The 13,315-nt window shown below is 43.9% G+C and carries 13 protein-coding genes; 12 read left to right on the plus strand and 1 reads right to left on the minus strand.

All coding sequences use genetic code 11. The features are described from left to right. Positions 1-168: 168 nt before the first annotated feature. Positions 169-3,567 (minus strand): phycobilisome rod-core linker polypeptide, encoded by a 3,399-nt coding sequence (locus tag ACM5QX_RS03715; protein WP_414752422.1) that lies wholly within the window; start codon positions 3,565-3,567, stop codon positions 169-171. A gap of 608 nt (positions 3,568-4,175) precedes the next feature. On the opposite strand from ACM5QX_RS03715, the gene ACM5QX_RS03720 reads away from it, so the two are divergent. From ACM5QX_RS03720 to ACM5QX_RS03775, 12 genes are all read left to right on the plus strand, one after another. Continuing rightward, entirely contained in the window at positions 4,176-4,592 is a 417-nt protein-coding gene (locus ACM5QX_RS03720) for a XisH family protein (protein ID WP_414752423.1), read from the plus strand. Continuing rightward, on the plus strand, positions 4,580-4,909 hold the full coding sequence (locus tag ACM5QX_RS03725; RefSeq protein WP_414752424.1) for a XisI protein: 330 nt from the start codon (positions 4,580-4,582) through the stop codon (positions 4,907-4,909). The genes ACM5QX_RS03720 and ACM5QX_RS03725 overlap by 13 nt, the downstream gene beginning before the upstream one ends. A 120-nt stretch (positions 4,910-5,029) precedes the next feature. Further along, positions 5,030-6,250, plus strand: a complete 1,221-nt coding sequence (locus ACM5QX_RS03730; protein ID WP_414752425.1) for a class I SAM-dependent methyltransferase — start codon at positions 5,030-5,032, stop codon at positions 6,248-6,250. Between the two features lie 540 nt (positions 6,251-6,790). Then, on the plus strand, positions 6,791-7,252 hold the full coding sequence (locus ACM5QX_RS03735; protein ID WP_041456793.1) for an ATP synthase subunit I: 462 nt from the start codon (positions 6,791-6,793) through the stop codon (positions 7,250-7,252). Positions 7,253-7,304: 52 nt separating this feature from the next. Beyond that, the gene (gene atpB / locus ACM5QX_RS03740) at positions 7,305-8,060 is read left to right on the plus strand and encodes a F0F1 ATP synthase subunit A (RefSeq protein WP_414752426.1); all 756 of its coding nucleotides are present in this window, start codon (positions 7,305-7,307) and stop codon (positions 8,058-8,060) included. 25 nt (positions 8,061-8,085) lie between these two features. Continuing rightward, positions 8,086-8,217 (plus strand): hypothetical protein, encoded by a 132-nt coding sequence (locus tag ACM5QX_RS03745; RefSeq protein ID WP_414752427.1) that lies wholly within the window; start codon positions 8,086-8,088, stop codon positions 8,215-8,217. 38 nt (positions 8,218-8,255) lie between these two features. Then, complete coding sequence (gene atpE / locus ACM5QX_RS03750; protein ID WP_010994186.1) at positions 8,256-8,501, plus strand: ATP synthase F0 subunit C; 246 nt, start codon at positions 8,256-8,258, stop codon at positions 8,499-8,501. 145 nt (positions 8,502-8,646) lie between these two features. Next, positions 8,647-9,138, plus strand: a complete 492-nt coding sequence (locus ACM5QX_RS03755) for a F0F1 ATP synthase subunit B' (RefSeq protein ID WP_011319381.1) — start codon at positions 8,647-8,649, stop codon at positions 9,136-9,138. Positions 9,139-9,247: 109 nt separating this feature from the next. Continuing rightward, positions 9,248-9,811: a F0F1 ATP synthase subunit B gene (locus ACM5QX_RS03760; protein ID WP_414752428.1), complete on the plus strand. Its 564-nt coding sequence runs from the start codon at positions 9,248-9,250 to the stop codon at positions 9,809-9,811. Continuing rightward, positions 9,808-10,359 carry an ATP synthase F1 subunit delta gene (gene atpH, locus ACM5QX_RS03765; protein WP_414752429.1) on the plus strand — a complete coding sequence of 184 codons (552 nt, stop codon included), beginning with the start codon at positions 9,808-9,810 and terminating at the stop codon, positions 10,357-10,359. The genes ACM5QX_RS03760 and atpH overlap by 4 nt, the downstream gene beginning before the upstream one ends. 163 nt (positions 10,360-10,522) lie before the next feature. Further along, entirely contained in the window at positions 10,523-12,043 is a 1,521-nt protein-coding gene (atpA, locus tag ACM5QX_RS03770) for a F0F1 ATP synthase subunit alpha (RefSeq protein ID WP_414752430.1), read from the plus strand. An 88-nt stretch (positions 12,044-12,131) separates the two neighbouring features. Further along, a complete protein-coding gene (locus ACM5QX_RS03775) occupies positions 12,132-13,079 on the plus strand; it encodes a F0F1 ATP synthase subunit gamma (RefSeq protein WP_414752431.1) in 948 nt (315 codons plus the stop codon). Positions 13,080-13,315: the final 236 nt, after the last annotated feature.

The raw sequence follows: 13,315 nt of genomic DNA on the forward strand, positions 1-13,315 counted from the left end.
TCCAACAATAGTTACAGCAAAACTAGGGATTGGGTATCGGGGACTGGGTATTGGAAAATCGTTTCCCAATCCCTAATCCCTAGTCCCTAATCCCCAGTCCCTAAACTGAGACTGGGTATTGGAAAAATTTTTTCCCAGTACCTAGTTCCCAGTCTCCTGTCCTACAAATTAGCGATCGCCTGGTCTACCTGTAAGGGTGGATGGCGACAAGCTAGACCAAGATTGTTTTACTAAGTCAGCAGCTGCTTGGACACTACCGAGGTAGTTACCTGCGGGTAGTGATGGGAAGCGTGGGTAAGGAACCACATCTTCACCGAAGTAGCGGCTGTATTCTGGACTATCCACAATTGCTTCTACCGCAGCACGCAAACCGTGATCAGCCAACAGCTTGTTATATTGACGGATTTCGCCTTGAGTTGCTGGCGCACGTCCCAACAGGTGACGGAATAAGAATTCAATTACCTTGGTGTTGGGATAAGGTGTGTAGAAACGCTTGCGATAGATTTCGGAACTAGCTAATTCCCGCACGAATTCCCGTACAGAAATTTCCCCATTCCGCAGTTTGCTATCTAGTTCTGTGCGGCGGTAATAGTCTGGTACTTGTCCGCTAAATACGTCCAATACTTGACGGTAAGCGGCGTTGATTACCAGTTGTTTTTCAGCTTGACCAATACCATCGGTCAGGCGGTAAATACGTGCAGGTTTACGGCGAGTTGTACCCACACCCACTTCTACAGACTGTCCACGACCATCGTTGTAAGAGCGACCCAATTCAATAAACAGAGGCTTGCTCTTGTCGATTTGTTTGGCTTGGGCGGCTAAATCTGCGATCGCCTTCGCTAAAATTGGTGTCTTATCAGACTGTATCCGCGCTTGTACAGGCTTAAAGCTGGGGATAACCACATCATTATTTTGTTTGGTGAGTTGGTTATACAGCTTTTGGGTATTGGGGAAGTTCGCCGCAGGTAAGGTCGGGAAGCGTCTGTAAGGTACTGTATCTTCACCAAATACCTCGTTGTACTCCTGGCTATTTACCAAAGCGTTAATAAAAGCCCGAATCCCTTGGGTAGCCAAAATTTGGTTATACTTGCGGATTTCTGCTTGGTCAATTGGTGCGCGACCGAGGAAGTGCTTGGTTCCCAACTCGATTACTTTGGTGTTGGGGTATGGTGTGTAGAACTCCTTCAGGTAGAGGTTAGAGTAACCCAAACCTTCAATAAATTCTTTGACAGTGATTTCACCGTTACCCAGTTTGCTTTCCCAAGCTGAAAATTCATTCTGAGCAATGTATGGTGCAATATCGCGCTCAAAAATTTGCCGATAAGCCGCACTAATCAAGGTTTGGGTCGCAGTTTTATCGTTGTTAGCCGCTACCCGCTTGAACACCTTGGTTTGTTCACGCTGCTTGGTAACACCTTGGTTGATCCGGAAATCGATATCTGGTTGAGTCCGATTTTCCTTGACTGTACCCAGTTCTACAAAACGTGGTGTTTCTTGTTTTTCAACATTCGCCACATCTTCCCGGATAGTACCAACACGTAGCTGTCTGAGTGCTACACCAGCCGGAGTTAGATAGCGTTCGTAAGGAACTGTATCTTCGCCGAAGGTTTCGGTATACTCTAGGCTGTCCAGAATGGCATCAACTACAGCATATAAGCCCTTCTTAGAGGCGATATCGAAGTACTTGTTGTTTTCTTGACGACCGTAGGTAGGACGACCTAATAAGCGACGGTGGATATATTCGATCGCCTTACAAACATAGAAAGGTGTCCAGTAAAGCTTACGGAATAGATCGGATTTAGCCAAGGCTCTGACAAACTCTCTCACAGAAATTTCGCCGTTTTCCAGCTTAATTTCTTGGACTTTCAGTCGTTGACCTTCGTACACATCCCGACCGAACACTTGCAAGTAAGTAGCTTTGATTACTGCTTGGGTTGAACTTTCGGAGAACTTGACACTTGCACCCTTAGCTGCTTTTCTACCGATAGTTCCAGGTAATTGATCTAACTTGAATACTTTCGGCCCAAGGGAACCAGGAGCTATACCTCGTGCGCTGGGGTTACTAACTTGGTTGTTAATTCCCGGCCCTTGGTGAATCAAGATCCGTCTGGTGTCCTTACCAAAAGGTGCGGGACTGGTGCTGGGGTTGCGGGTTTCTTTCGGGAAAATCGCCCCAAACTGAATTTCTAATGGGTCATTACCAGAACCATAAGGGTGTTGATCTGGGAGTGGGCGATCGTACGCCGCAAATGTGGTGATAAACTGAGGTACTTTACGGAAAGGCGCACTGTAGTTAAACAGGTCTTGCTGTGGTCCCCAGTTACGACATTCTTGAGCTTCTTGACCCAGACCACGTAGGTAAGGTACTGTCTCCTCCCCAAAGTAGTCCCCATATTCCGCCGAATCCACCAAAGCATCTACTAAAGCTGGTAGACCGCCGTTAGAAATGATTGAGAAATATTTTTGAACTTCTTCACGGCTACTTGGCCCCCGTCCCAAAATGTGACGGAAAGCTAGTTCGATAACGCGGCTGTTAATAAAAGGTTGGTAAAACTGTTTTTGGTAAAGAGGAGATTTTGCTAAACGACGGACAAACTCCTTCATGGAGATGTCGCCGTTCTTAACTTTGGATTCTAGGTCAGAGATTGACAAGCTGTAAGCACGGGTAATATCGCGCTCAAAGATTTGTCTATAAGCTGCTTTTACTACTTCATTTTTCTCAGTCGCTGATAACCCCGGTTTCATCACAAACTTGGGTCTTCTTTCAGCCGCACTGAAGTAAATTTGAGGTAGTTGTAAGCCTTGTTGGTCACCAGAGGGACGTTGACGCAGCTTATTGGATGGTGTGGGTGCTTTGAATTCTGTGATCAAAACATCCATGTATTGAGACACAATCTCTGTGGCTTCTGGATCTTTACGGAAATAAGAAAGTGACGCAGCTTTGATTTCCTGCAAAGCAACAATGGTTGCTTCACCAGAGCAAGCATTTTCGATAATTTCCCGCAAACCTCTTGTGTTCACCACAATGATGTTAGGGTCGCCAGCCACGATCGCATAAGTAGCATAGCGCAAGAACCAGGACAAGTCCCGCAAGCTCTTGGCCATGTTGCTTGGGCCGTAACGAGCAATGTTGATCGGTCTAAACCCTGGAGGAGTTGGACCACTGGGAGATGTATTAAAGATAGAGCGCAAGTTTTCTAGGAATCCACCACGGGTTTCCACATAGGTGACAGTTCCCAACTTCATGCTCTCTCTGACATCTCCACCACCACTAACAGCAGCCATTGCCAGTTCTGGTTCTCTCGGCTTTTCCAAGAAAGCCATTGGCGAACCACCAACAAAAATCCGGTTAGCAGCACGAGAAACAATAATCTCGGAATTTTCTGTGAGAAGTTGGGCAATTTCTAGACGTTTTGCACCAGATGCAAAATAGCTTGCTAGTTCATCTAGTTCACCCCTGCCTAAAAAGCGGTCTTGCTGTTCCGCTTGGGTGATTGTTGCCACAGCTAGGGTTTGATATAGTTGCGGGCGCGCAACCGAGCTTCCTCCACTCGCCTTAACACTCATCTGATTTGTAAAACTCCCATCATAATAATTTATGTGTTAAGTCTGGGTCGCTTTGAGGCTTGACACATGGGTGTACCTATGATTTACAAATAACGCCTTCAAAACTGCCAGTAAAATTAACCCAATCAGCTTTTAGATTAGAACGTTTTGCGTTGACGCTGGTGATTTATTAAGAAGTATGTAGATTTTTTAGTCTCAACCCTTGTATTTCTAGAAGTACATACTCTTTCAGGGCGAAGACAAAATCTAATTTTTGTTACGTTCTTTAACAAATCTGCCAAAAAAGTTCTAATTCGCTTTGGTTCTCTAATTTTTATTTGAGCATAAAAATCAAGGTACTGGGTACTGGGGACTAGGGATTGGGTAAAAATTCCTCCTTAAGTTCCCTTAACCTGAAGTACTTAGTATTATAAGCTACTTTGATTTTTACATAAATTATACCAATCAAACTCAGACTGGTCATAAATCATGAGAGCGATCGCCTAATAGCTAGGATATTATAAATTCCTGTGTCTCTGTGCCTATTATTAATACATTAATTATGATGTTAGTAAAGACAATCATTTTTGAGATAATTATTTATTAAGGTAGTAGATTTAATTGTACATATGCCATCTAAAGATATATTTCATCAATCTGTTCGCACTGCTTTAGAAAAAGATGGTTGGACTATTACTCACGATCCACTACACCTTAAAGTCGATGATATCGAATTTTTTATAGACTTAGGAGCAGAAAGACTATTAGCAGCACAAAAAGAAGGACAAAGAATAGCTGTAGAAATTAAATCTTTTGTTGGTCCATCTGAAGTAACTGAGTTTCATTTGGCTTTAGGTCAAACTCTCAATTATCGTTTAGCCTTAAAGAAAGAAGATCCAGAACGCATTTTATATTTAGCTATTAGCCAAGATACATACCAAGATTTTTTCTCTCGCCAATTTATTCAAGACTCGTTAAAAGAATATCAAATAAAACTGCTGATATTTACTTTTATAACCAAGGAGATTGTTTTATGGAAAGAATAGAATATTCTCAAATTATTCAAGATGTTCTCAGCAATCATTCCACCAATGATTTGGATAATAATACAGAAATTCAACTGTTATTTGACACAGAGCGCCATCATTATCAAGTTTTAAATATTGGTTGGAAAGAACAAAAAAGAACTTATGGCGTCATTATTCATGTTGATATTAAAAATGAGAAAATTTGGATACAAAGAGATGGTACAGAAATCGGCATTGCCAATGAATTAATTGCTGCTGGTGTACCAAAAGAAGATATTGTATTAGGATTTCACGCGCCTTATAAACGTCAATTTACAGGTTTTGCTGTTGGATAAACCTTCAATTAACTACATCAGGGATGACTCTAGCTCAATCTAAACAAAATTTGAGCATAGCAAGCTTTGCCCTAATTACCCCTATCCGCTAAACTCAGAAATGCTGCGTTCTTCCTCATCATGTCCGACCCTCAAACCGTTAGTAATGCTGTAGCTAAACTCTACGATACATACCCCTTCCCTCCAGAACCGATACTAGATGAACCACCTCCTGGTTACAATTGGCGCTGGAATTGGTTAGCGGCTTACAGTTTCTGCACAGGACAAAAACCAACAAAGCAAGACATTCGGATATTAGATGCTGGTTGTGGTTCAGGTGTGGGGACAGAATATTTAGTACATCTCAACCCCCAAGCGCAAGTAGTCGGAATTGATTTAAGTGCTGGTACATTAGCAGTAGCCAAAGAACGTTGTCAGCGTTCCGGTGCAAACCGCGTGGAGTTTCATCACCTGAGTTTGTACGATGTGGAACAGTTACCGGGTGAGTTTGATTTAATTAACTGTGTGGGTGTGTTGCATCACCTACCAGATCCAATTCGTGGTATTCAAGCTTTGGCGAAAAAGTTAGCGCCTGGTGGACTAATGCACATTTTTGTGTATGGAGAGTTGGGACGCTGGGAAATTCAATTGATGCAAAAAGCGATCGCTCTCCTGCAAAATGAGAAACGAGGCGATTACCGCGATGGTGTGCAAGTCGGACGAAAAATATTTGCCTCTTTACCAGAAAATAACCGTCTTGTCAAACGAGAAAAAGAACGTTGGGCAATGGAAAACCAACGAGATGAATGCTTTGCTGATATGTACGTTCATCCCCAAGAGGTGGACTACAACATTGATACATTGTTTGAATTGATTGATGCTTCAGGCTTAGAGTTTATCGGCTTCTCAAATCCAAGTTTTTGGAACTTAGACAGGTTGTTGGGGAAAGCACCAGAGTTAATAGAACGAGCTGAAGAATTGAGCGATGCCTCCGGCAGGCCATGCCAACGCCAACGTTATCGTTTAATAGAATTACTAGACCCAGAAGTTACCCATTACGAATTTTTCCTTGGTCGTCCACCTATCAAAAAAGCTGACTGGTCGAGTGATAACGCTTTACAGCAAGCAATTCCCGAATTAAATCCTTGTATCGACGGATTTCCCAGTCAATGTATATTTAATCACGATTACCAAATTGTGAACTTGTCAGCACTAGAGTTTGAGTTTTTACAAAAATGTGATGGCAATTCTACCGTAGCTGAGATTTTGGTAAGTGTGCAGTTAAGCTTAGATGAGGTTAGAAGCTTAATTAAGCAACAGCTGATTATGCTGACACCAGATGCAAAGAGCTATGCCTCATGATAGGCGATCGCCCACAACCCGTTTTTGCAAATCTCATGTAAAGTAGAAGTGTGTCTAGCCGTTGCCCAGCATACTGGGGATGACAAACTCTACAAGTCCAGGTTTTGGAAAACTTAGCAGTGGTGTGACCCGCCTCAAGCACTAGCTGATTTGATAAAACCTAACTCCATCACAACATCAAGGCACACGCTAGACCTCTGGCAACAATATTGGAGGATAGTTATTCACCAGAATCGGTTAAAAACTTGCGGTTTCTCAGGCAGGGATTAGAGATTAGGGAATAAGAGCTAGAAACTAGAGTCAATAGAGAAATTACTCTCTAACTAGTATCTATGTGATTAACTATACAACAAGATCAAGAAACATTTCCTGGTCTGTCCCCTCGTATCTACCTTATCCTTAAGGTAAATTTTTCTCTATCCGTATCTCCCTGACAAGAAGTTAATTGTTTTTTTCTAAAGTATTGTTACCGGATCGTGATATGATTCAGCTGACTGAATGTGCAGTCATAATAAGTTAGCTGTACTGGTTTCAAGTCCCGTGAGCTTGTCAGAAGAACCAATCGCACCCACCCCGACAACACGACAAGATACTCAACCTGGTTTTGAGGACGCAGAACCAGCAAACTCTTCTATGCAGGAGTTTTATCAACTCTATCAAGAGTTGGTGCTAATCACTCTTGTCTTAACAGGGGTTGTATTTATCTCTGTCTGGATCTTTTACTCCTTAAACATTGCCCTGAATTATTTATTAGGGGCGTGTACAGGTGTGGTTTACTTGAGGATGTTGGCAAAAGATGTTGAGCGTTTAGGTAGAGAAAAACAGTCGCTGAGTAAAACTCGGTTGGCCTTATTAATAGCGCTGATTTTGCTGGCATCACGGTGGAATCAACTGCAAATAATGCCCATATTCTTGGGATTTCTCACCTATAAAGCAACACTCATCATTTATGTAGTTAGGGTGGCTTTTATCTCTGACTCGCCAAAGCTCCGGCAACCTTAAAAGGCTCCTCTTCTCCAGGTAAGATTGGAGAAGCAATTGAAATGGAAGGAAAATGTTGAATTTTCTGAACTTTTACTCTGTTCCACTTGCCGAATTGGAAGTGGGAAAACATCTGTACTGGCAAATAGGCAACTTAAAACTGCACGGTCAGGTGTTTCTCACCTCTTGGTTTGTTATTGGCGTGCTAGTACTAGCTTCTGTGGCTGCAAGCAGTAACGTTAAACGGATTCCTAGTGGCATACAGAACCTACTGGAGTATGCCCTGGAATTCATTCGGGATTTGGCTAAAAACCAGATTGGCGAAAAAGAATATCGCCCCTGGGTGCCTTTCGTTGGCACTTTGTTTTTGTTCATTTTTGTGTCAAATTGGTCAGGAGCCTTAGTTCCCTTCAAGCTAATTCATTTGCCTGAAGGAGAATTAGCAGCACCGACAAGTGACATCAATACAACTGTTGCATTAGCGTTGTTGACATCTTTGGCGTACTTTTACGCTGGATTCAGCAAAAAAGGACTGGGGTATTTTGGTAACTACGTGCAACCTGTATCGTTCATGTTGCCATTCAAGATTATTGAAGACTTCACTAAGCCCCTTTCCCTGAGTTTCCGTTTATTCGGTAACATCTTAGCTGATGAACTTGTAGTCGGCGTACTGGTATTACTAGTGCCTTTATTTGTACCTCTGCCAGTAATGGCTTTGGGACTATTTACTAGCGCTATCCAGGCACTAATTTTTGCTACTTTGGCTGCGGCTTACATCGGTGAAGCGATGGAAGATCATCATGGCGAAGGGCATGAGGAACATCATTAGTCAGTTAGTCATTAGCAAATGACAATTGACCACTGACCCTTTGGGTACTCTCCGAGAACCCCTCCGGGGAACGCCAGTTGCACCCTTACGGGAAGGCTTACGCCAACATGGGGGAAACCCCCTACGTACCCGTCACTGGCTCACAACCGACCACTAACAAAACCATTCGTTTCATTAAAGTAAGGAAAGAATATCATGGATCCATTAGTTTCTGCTGCTTCCGTTTTAGCTGCTGCTCTAGCTGTTGGTTTGGCTGCAATCGGCCCTGGTATTGGTCAAGGTAATGCAGCAGGACAAGCTGTAGAAGGTATTGCCCGTCAGCCCGAAGCAGAAGGTAAAATTCGCGGTACATTACTACTCAGTTTGGCGTTCATGGAAGCGCTAACCATCTACGGTCTAGTAGTTGCTCTAGTATTGTTGTTTGCTAACCCCTTCGCATAATCAGTACTGAGTACTGGGTACTGAGTGCTGAGTGCTGAGTGAAAATAGTTAGGAGTTAAGGGTTTAAGCCTTTAACCCATAACTCATAACTCATAACTCACAACTCAGAACTCAGGACTAACATAGTAGATAGGAACAAGCAAACATGACACATTGGATCACCTTATTGGCGGTGGAAGAGGTTGCCAAGGAAGGCGGGCTATTTGATTTAGATGCTACCTTACCCTTGATGGCAATCCAGTTTCTCTTGTTAGCTCTGGTATTGAATGCCACTCTCTACAAGCCATTGGGTAAAGCTATTGATGGACGAAATGAATATGTTCGGAACAATCAATTAGAAGCCCAAGAGCGTTTGTCCAAAGCTGAGAAATTGGCAGAGGCTTACGAACAAGAGTTAGCAGGAGCTAGACGGCAAGCACAAACAATTATTGCTGACGCTCAAGCCGAAGCCCAAAAAATTGCTGCCGAAAAAGTAGCAGCAGCTCAAAAAGAAGCTCAGGCACAAAGAGAACAAGCGGCCGGTGAAATTGAGCAGCAAAAACAGCAGGCTCTGGCTTCTTTAGAGCAACAAGTAGATGCCCTAAGTCGCCAAATCCTAGAAAAGCTTTTGGGAGCCGATCTAGTAAAGCAGCGCTAACTCAATAAATTTAGTCATTAGTCATTGGTCATTAGTCATTAGTCAAAAGAGAAAATGACGAAGGGCGAATGACGCAAACCTTTGGCAGCGCAGTTGTGGATGAAAAATCATGGGGACTTTTTTACTGTTGATGGCGGAAGCCAGCGCCGTTGGAGGTGAATTGGCAGAAGGTGCAGCAGAAGGTGGTTTTGGTTTAAATACCAATATTCTCGACACCAACCTGATTAACCTGGCCATTATTATTACTGTGCTGTTTGTCTTTGGACGGAAGGTTCTGGGTAATACCCTGAAAACTCGCCGCGAAAACATTGAAACAGCAATTAAGAATGCAGAACAACGTGCCGCAGATGCAGCTAAGCAACTGAAAGAGGCGCAACAAAAACTAGAGCAAGCACAAGCAGAAGCTGAGAGAATCAAAAAATCAGCCCAAGACAATGCTCAAACCGCAGGTCAAGCCATCCTCGCCCAAGCTGCTGTAGATATTGAACGCTTACAAGAAGCAGGGGCAGCAGACTTGAATGCAGAACTAGATAGAGCGATCGCTCAGTTGCGGCAGCGAGTAGTTGCTTTGGCATTGCAAAAAGTCGAGTCGGAACTGCAAGGCGGCATTGCTGACGATGCTCAAAAGATTTTAATTGACCGTAGCATCGCACAATTGGGAGGCGAAGTATGACAAGTAAAGTAGCAAATACTGAGGTAGCTCAACCTTACGCTCAGGCACTGTTGTCAATCGCCCAATCGAAAAGCTTGACGGAAGAGTTCGGCACAGATGCGCGTACTTTGCTGAACCTGCTGGCAGAAAATCAGCAGCTACGCAACTTTATCGACAACCCCTTTATTGCAGCTGAGAACAAAAAAGCTCTCATCAAACAAATATTGAGTGAAGCTAGCCCTTACCTACGTAACTTCTTACTGTTGTTGGTAGATAAACGACGCATTTTCTTCTTGGAAGAGATTTTACAGCAGTACTTGGCTCTCTTACGGCAACTGAATCAAACCGTATTAGCGGAAGTCACTTCTGCTGTGGCTTTAACAGAAGATCAACAGCAAGCAGTTAAAGAAAAGGTATTGGCACTCACCAAAGCTCGTCAAGTCGAACTGGCAACCAAGGTAGACAGTGACCTGATTGGTGGTGTGATCATTAAAGTAGGCTCTCAGGTAATTGACTCTAGTATCCGGGGTCAGTTGCGTCGCCTCTCCTTGCGCCTAAGCAATAGCTAGAAAGTTCAGAGGTTAAAGTTAGCGGTTTCACATCAGGCAATTGACAATTAAAGTTGTTTGTGATTTGTGGTTAACTCTTAACACCTCAAACTAAATGCAGACGCGAGAAATAATATCGCGTCTATTAAATATCTTCCGTCTCGCAAGAAAAAAAGATACACACATGAGCATTTCAATTAGACCTGACGAAATCAGCAGTATTATTCAGCAGCAAATCGAGCAATACGACCAAGAAGTCAAAGTTGCTAACGTAGGTACTGTACTACAAGTAGGTGACGGTATCGCCCGGATCTATGGTCTAGAAAAGGCTATGGCTGGGGAACTGTTGGAATTTGAAGACGGCACAGTTGGTATCGCCCAAAACTTAGAAGAAGATAACGTTGGTGCGGTATTGATGGGTGAAGGCCGGGAAATTCAAGAAGGTAGCACCGTTACCGCTACCGGTAGAATTGCTCAAATTGGTGTTGGCGAAGCCTTAATCGGTCGCGTTGTCGATGCTTTGGGTCGTGCTATTGACGGTAAAGGCGACATCAAAGCCAGCGAAAGCCGCTTGATTGAATCTCCTGCACCTGGTATTATTGCTCGTCGTTCCGTACACGAACCGATGCAAACCGGTATCACCGCGATTGACTCCATGATTCCCATCGGCCGTGGTCAACGGGAATTAATCATTGGTGACCGTCAAACAGGTAAAACTGCGATCGCTATCGACACCATCATTAACCAAAAAGGTGAAGATGTAGTTTGCGTTTACGTTGCCATTGGTCAAAAAGCTTCCACCGTTGCTAACGTAGTCCAAACCCTGCAAGAAAAAGGCGCACTCGACTACACAGTAGTAGTTGCTGCTGGTGCTAGTGACCCCGCAACTCTACAATTCCTAGCTCCTTACACAGGTGCTACCATTGCCGAGTACTTCATGTACAAAGGCAAAGCTACCCTCGTAATTTACGACGACTTATCTAAGCAAGCTCAAGCTTATCGCCAAATGTCCTTGCTGCTACGTCGTCCACCAGGACGGGAAGCTTACCCTGGAGACGTATTCTACATTCACTCTCGCTTGTTGGAACGTGCTGCAAAACTCAGCGACGAATTGGGTAAAGGTAGCATGACCGCGTTACCTATCATCGAAACCCAAGCTGGTGACGTTTCCGCTTACATTCCTACCAACGTAATTTCTATTACAGACGGTCAGATTTTCTTGTCTTCTGACTTATTTAACGCTGGTGTTCGTCCGGCTGTAAACCCTGGTATCTCCGTATCCCGTGTGGGTTCGGCGGCACAAACCAAAGCAATGAAAAAAGTTGCAGGTAAAATCAAACTGGAACTAGCACAGTTTGATGACCTCCAAGCCTTCGCACAATTTGCTTCCGACCTAGATAAAGCTACCCAAGACCAGTTGGCAAGAGGTCAACGTCTGCGGGAACTACTCAAACAACCCCAAAACCAGCCCCTCTCTGTAGCTGAACAAGTAGCTATTCTGTACGCTGGTATTAACGGTTACTTGGATGATATTGCTGTTGATAAAGTTACTACCTTCACCAAGGGCTTTAGAGATTACTTGAAGTCAGGTGCTAACCCCTACTTCCAAGACGTACAATCTAAGAAGGCACTGGGTGATGATGAAGAAAAAGCATTGAAGGCAGCTTTAGACGATTACAAAAAAACCTTCAAGGCTACAGCGTAATTAGTCATTAGTCATTGGTCAGTGGTCAGTAGCAATAGACACTGACAACTGACAACTGACAACTGACAACTGACAATCAACAAATATTATGCCTAATCTCAAATCAATACGCGATCGCATTCAGTCGGTCAAAAACACCAAGAAAATCACAGAAGCCATGCGGCTGGTAGCGGCGGCGCGTGTACGTCGCGCCCAAGAACAGGTAATTGCTACCCGTCCTTTTGCTGACCGTTTGGCACAAGTATTGTATGGCTTGCAAACTCGTCTGCGGTTTGAAGATGTAGACTTACCACTACTGAAAAAACGGGAAGTTAAATCAGTAGGCTTGTTAGTTATTTCAGGCGATCGTGGTTTGTGCGGCGGTTACAATACCAACGTCATCCGTCGTGCCGAAAACCGCGCCAAGGAACTCAAGAAAGAAGGTCTAGACTACACATTTGTCATTGTTGGGCGCAAAGCTGAACAATATTTTAGACGGCGTGAGCAACCCATCGATGCTAGTTATACTGGCTTAGAGCAAATCCCCACCGCCGATGAAGCTAATAAAATTGCTGACGAATTGCTGTCTTTATTCCTCTCGGAAAAAGTAGACCGCATCGAGTTAGTTTACACCCGCTTCGTCTCCTTGGTTAGCTCTCGTCCCGTCATCCAAACCTTGCTACCCCTTGACACTCAAGGTTTAGAAGCAGCCGATGACGAAATCTTCCGTCTGACAACTCGTGGCGGTCAATTTGAAGTGGAACGGCAAACGGTGACAACCCAAGCTCGTCCCTTACCCCGCGACATGATTTTTGAACAAGACCCAGTACAGATTCTTGATTCACTGTTGCCCTTGTATTTAAGCAACCAGTTATTACGGGCGCTGCAAGAGTCAGCCGCCAGTGAACTAGCTGCGCGGATGACAGCCATGAGCAACGCCAGTGATAACGCCGGTGAATTAATCAAGTCTCTTTCACTGTCCTACAACAAAGCCCGTCAAGCCGCCATTACTCAAGAACTGCTTGAGGTCGTTGGTGGTGCAGAAGCGTTGACTTAGGAAAAAGCCAATTGTTAACTGTAATAAATAGCTAATTGCTGGTAACTTTAAACTGAGCAATTAGCTATTTTTGGTTTTGAGGGTATTTGAAACTTTGGGGGTGAGATTGGGGAATAATAAGTTGGCAGAAGCCCAAAAAACTTTTATCTTTCGTGGTTTTTTCTCAAAACAATTTAACTGTGCTGAAGGGGTGACAAAGAGGCTGAAGCTCAGGAAATAGAAGAGTGTGACTGTTT

Source organism: Anabaena sp. CCY 9910, assembly GCF_963920875.1.
In the GTDB taxonomy this organism is placed as follows: Bacteria; Cyanobacteriota; Cyanobacteriia; order Cyanobacteriales; family Nostocaceae; genus Trichormus; species Trichormus variabilis.

Bases quoted from the DNA above. Each gene is read 5' to 3' on its own strand.
- ACM5QX_RS03715 (WP_414752422.1), bottom strand. From the start codon at position 3,567: ATGAGTGTTAAGGCGAGTGGAGGAAGCTCGGTTGCGCGCCCGCAACTA.
- ACM5QX_RS03775 (WP_414752431.1), top strand. From the start codon at position 12,132: ATGCCTAATCTCAAATCAATACGCGATCGCATTCAGTCGGTCAAAAAC.
- ACM5QX_RS03760 (WP_414752428.1), top strand. From the start codon at position 9,248: ATGGGGACTTTTTTACTGTTGATGGCGGAAGCCAGCGCCGTTGGAGGT.
- ACM5QX_RS03720 (WP_414752423.1), top strand. From the start codon at position 4,176: ATGCCATCTAAAGATATATTTCATCAATCTGTTCGCACTGCTTTAGAA.
- atpE (WP_010994186.1), top strand. From the start codon at position 8,256: ATGGATCCATTAGTTTCTGCTGCTTCCGTTTTAGCTGCTGCTCTAGCT.
- atpB (WP_414752426.1), top strand. From the start codon at position 7,305: ATGTTGAATTTTCTGAACTTTTACTCTGTTCCACTTGCCGAATTGGAA.
- atpH (WP_414752429.1), top strand. From the start codon at position 9,808: ATGACAAGTAAAGTAGCAAATACTGAGGTAGCTCAACCTTACGCTCAG.
- ACM5QX_RS03755 (WP_011319381.1), top strand. From the start codon at position 8,647: ATGACACATTGGATCACCTTATTGGCGGTGGAAGAGGTTGCCAAGGAA.
- ACM5QX_RS03730 (WP_414752425.1), top strand. From the start codon at position 5,030: ATGTCCGACCCTCAAACCGTTAGTAATGCTGTAGCTAAACTCTACGAT.
- atpA (WP_414752430.1), top strand. From the start codon at position 10,523: ATGAGCATTTCAATTAGACCTGACGAAATCAGCAGTATTATTCAGCAG.
- ACM5QX_RS03725 (WP_414752424.1), top strand. From the start codon at position 4,580: ATGGAAAGAATAGAATATTCTCAAATTATTCAAGATGTTCTCAGCAAT.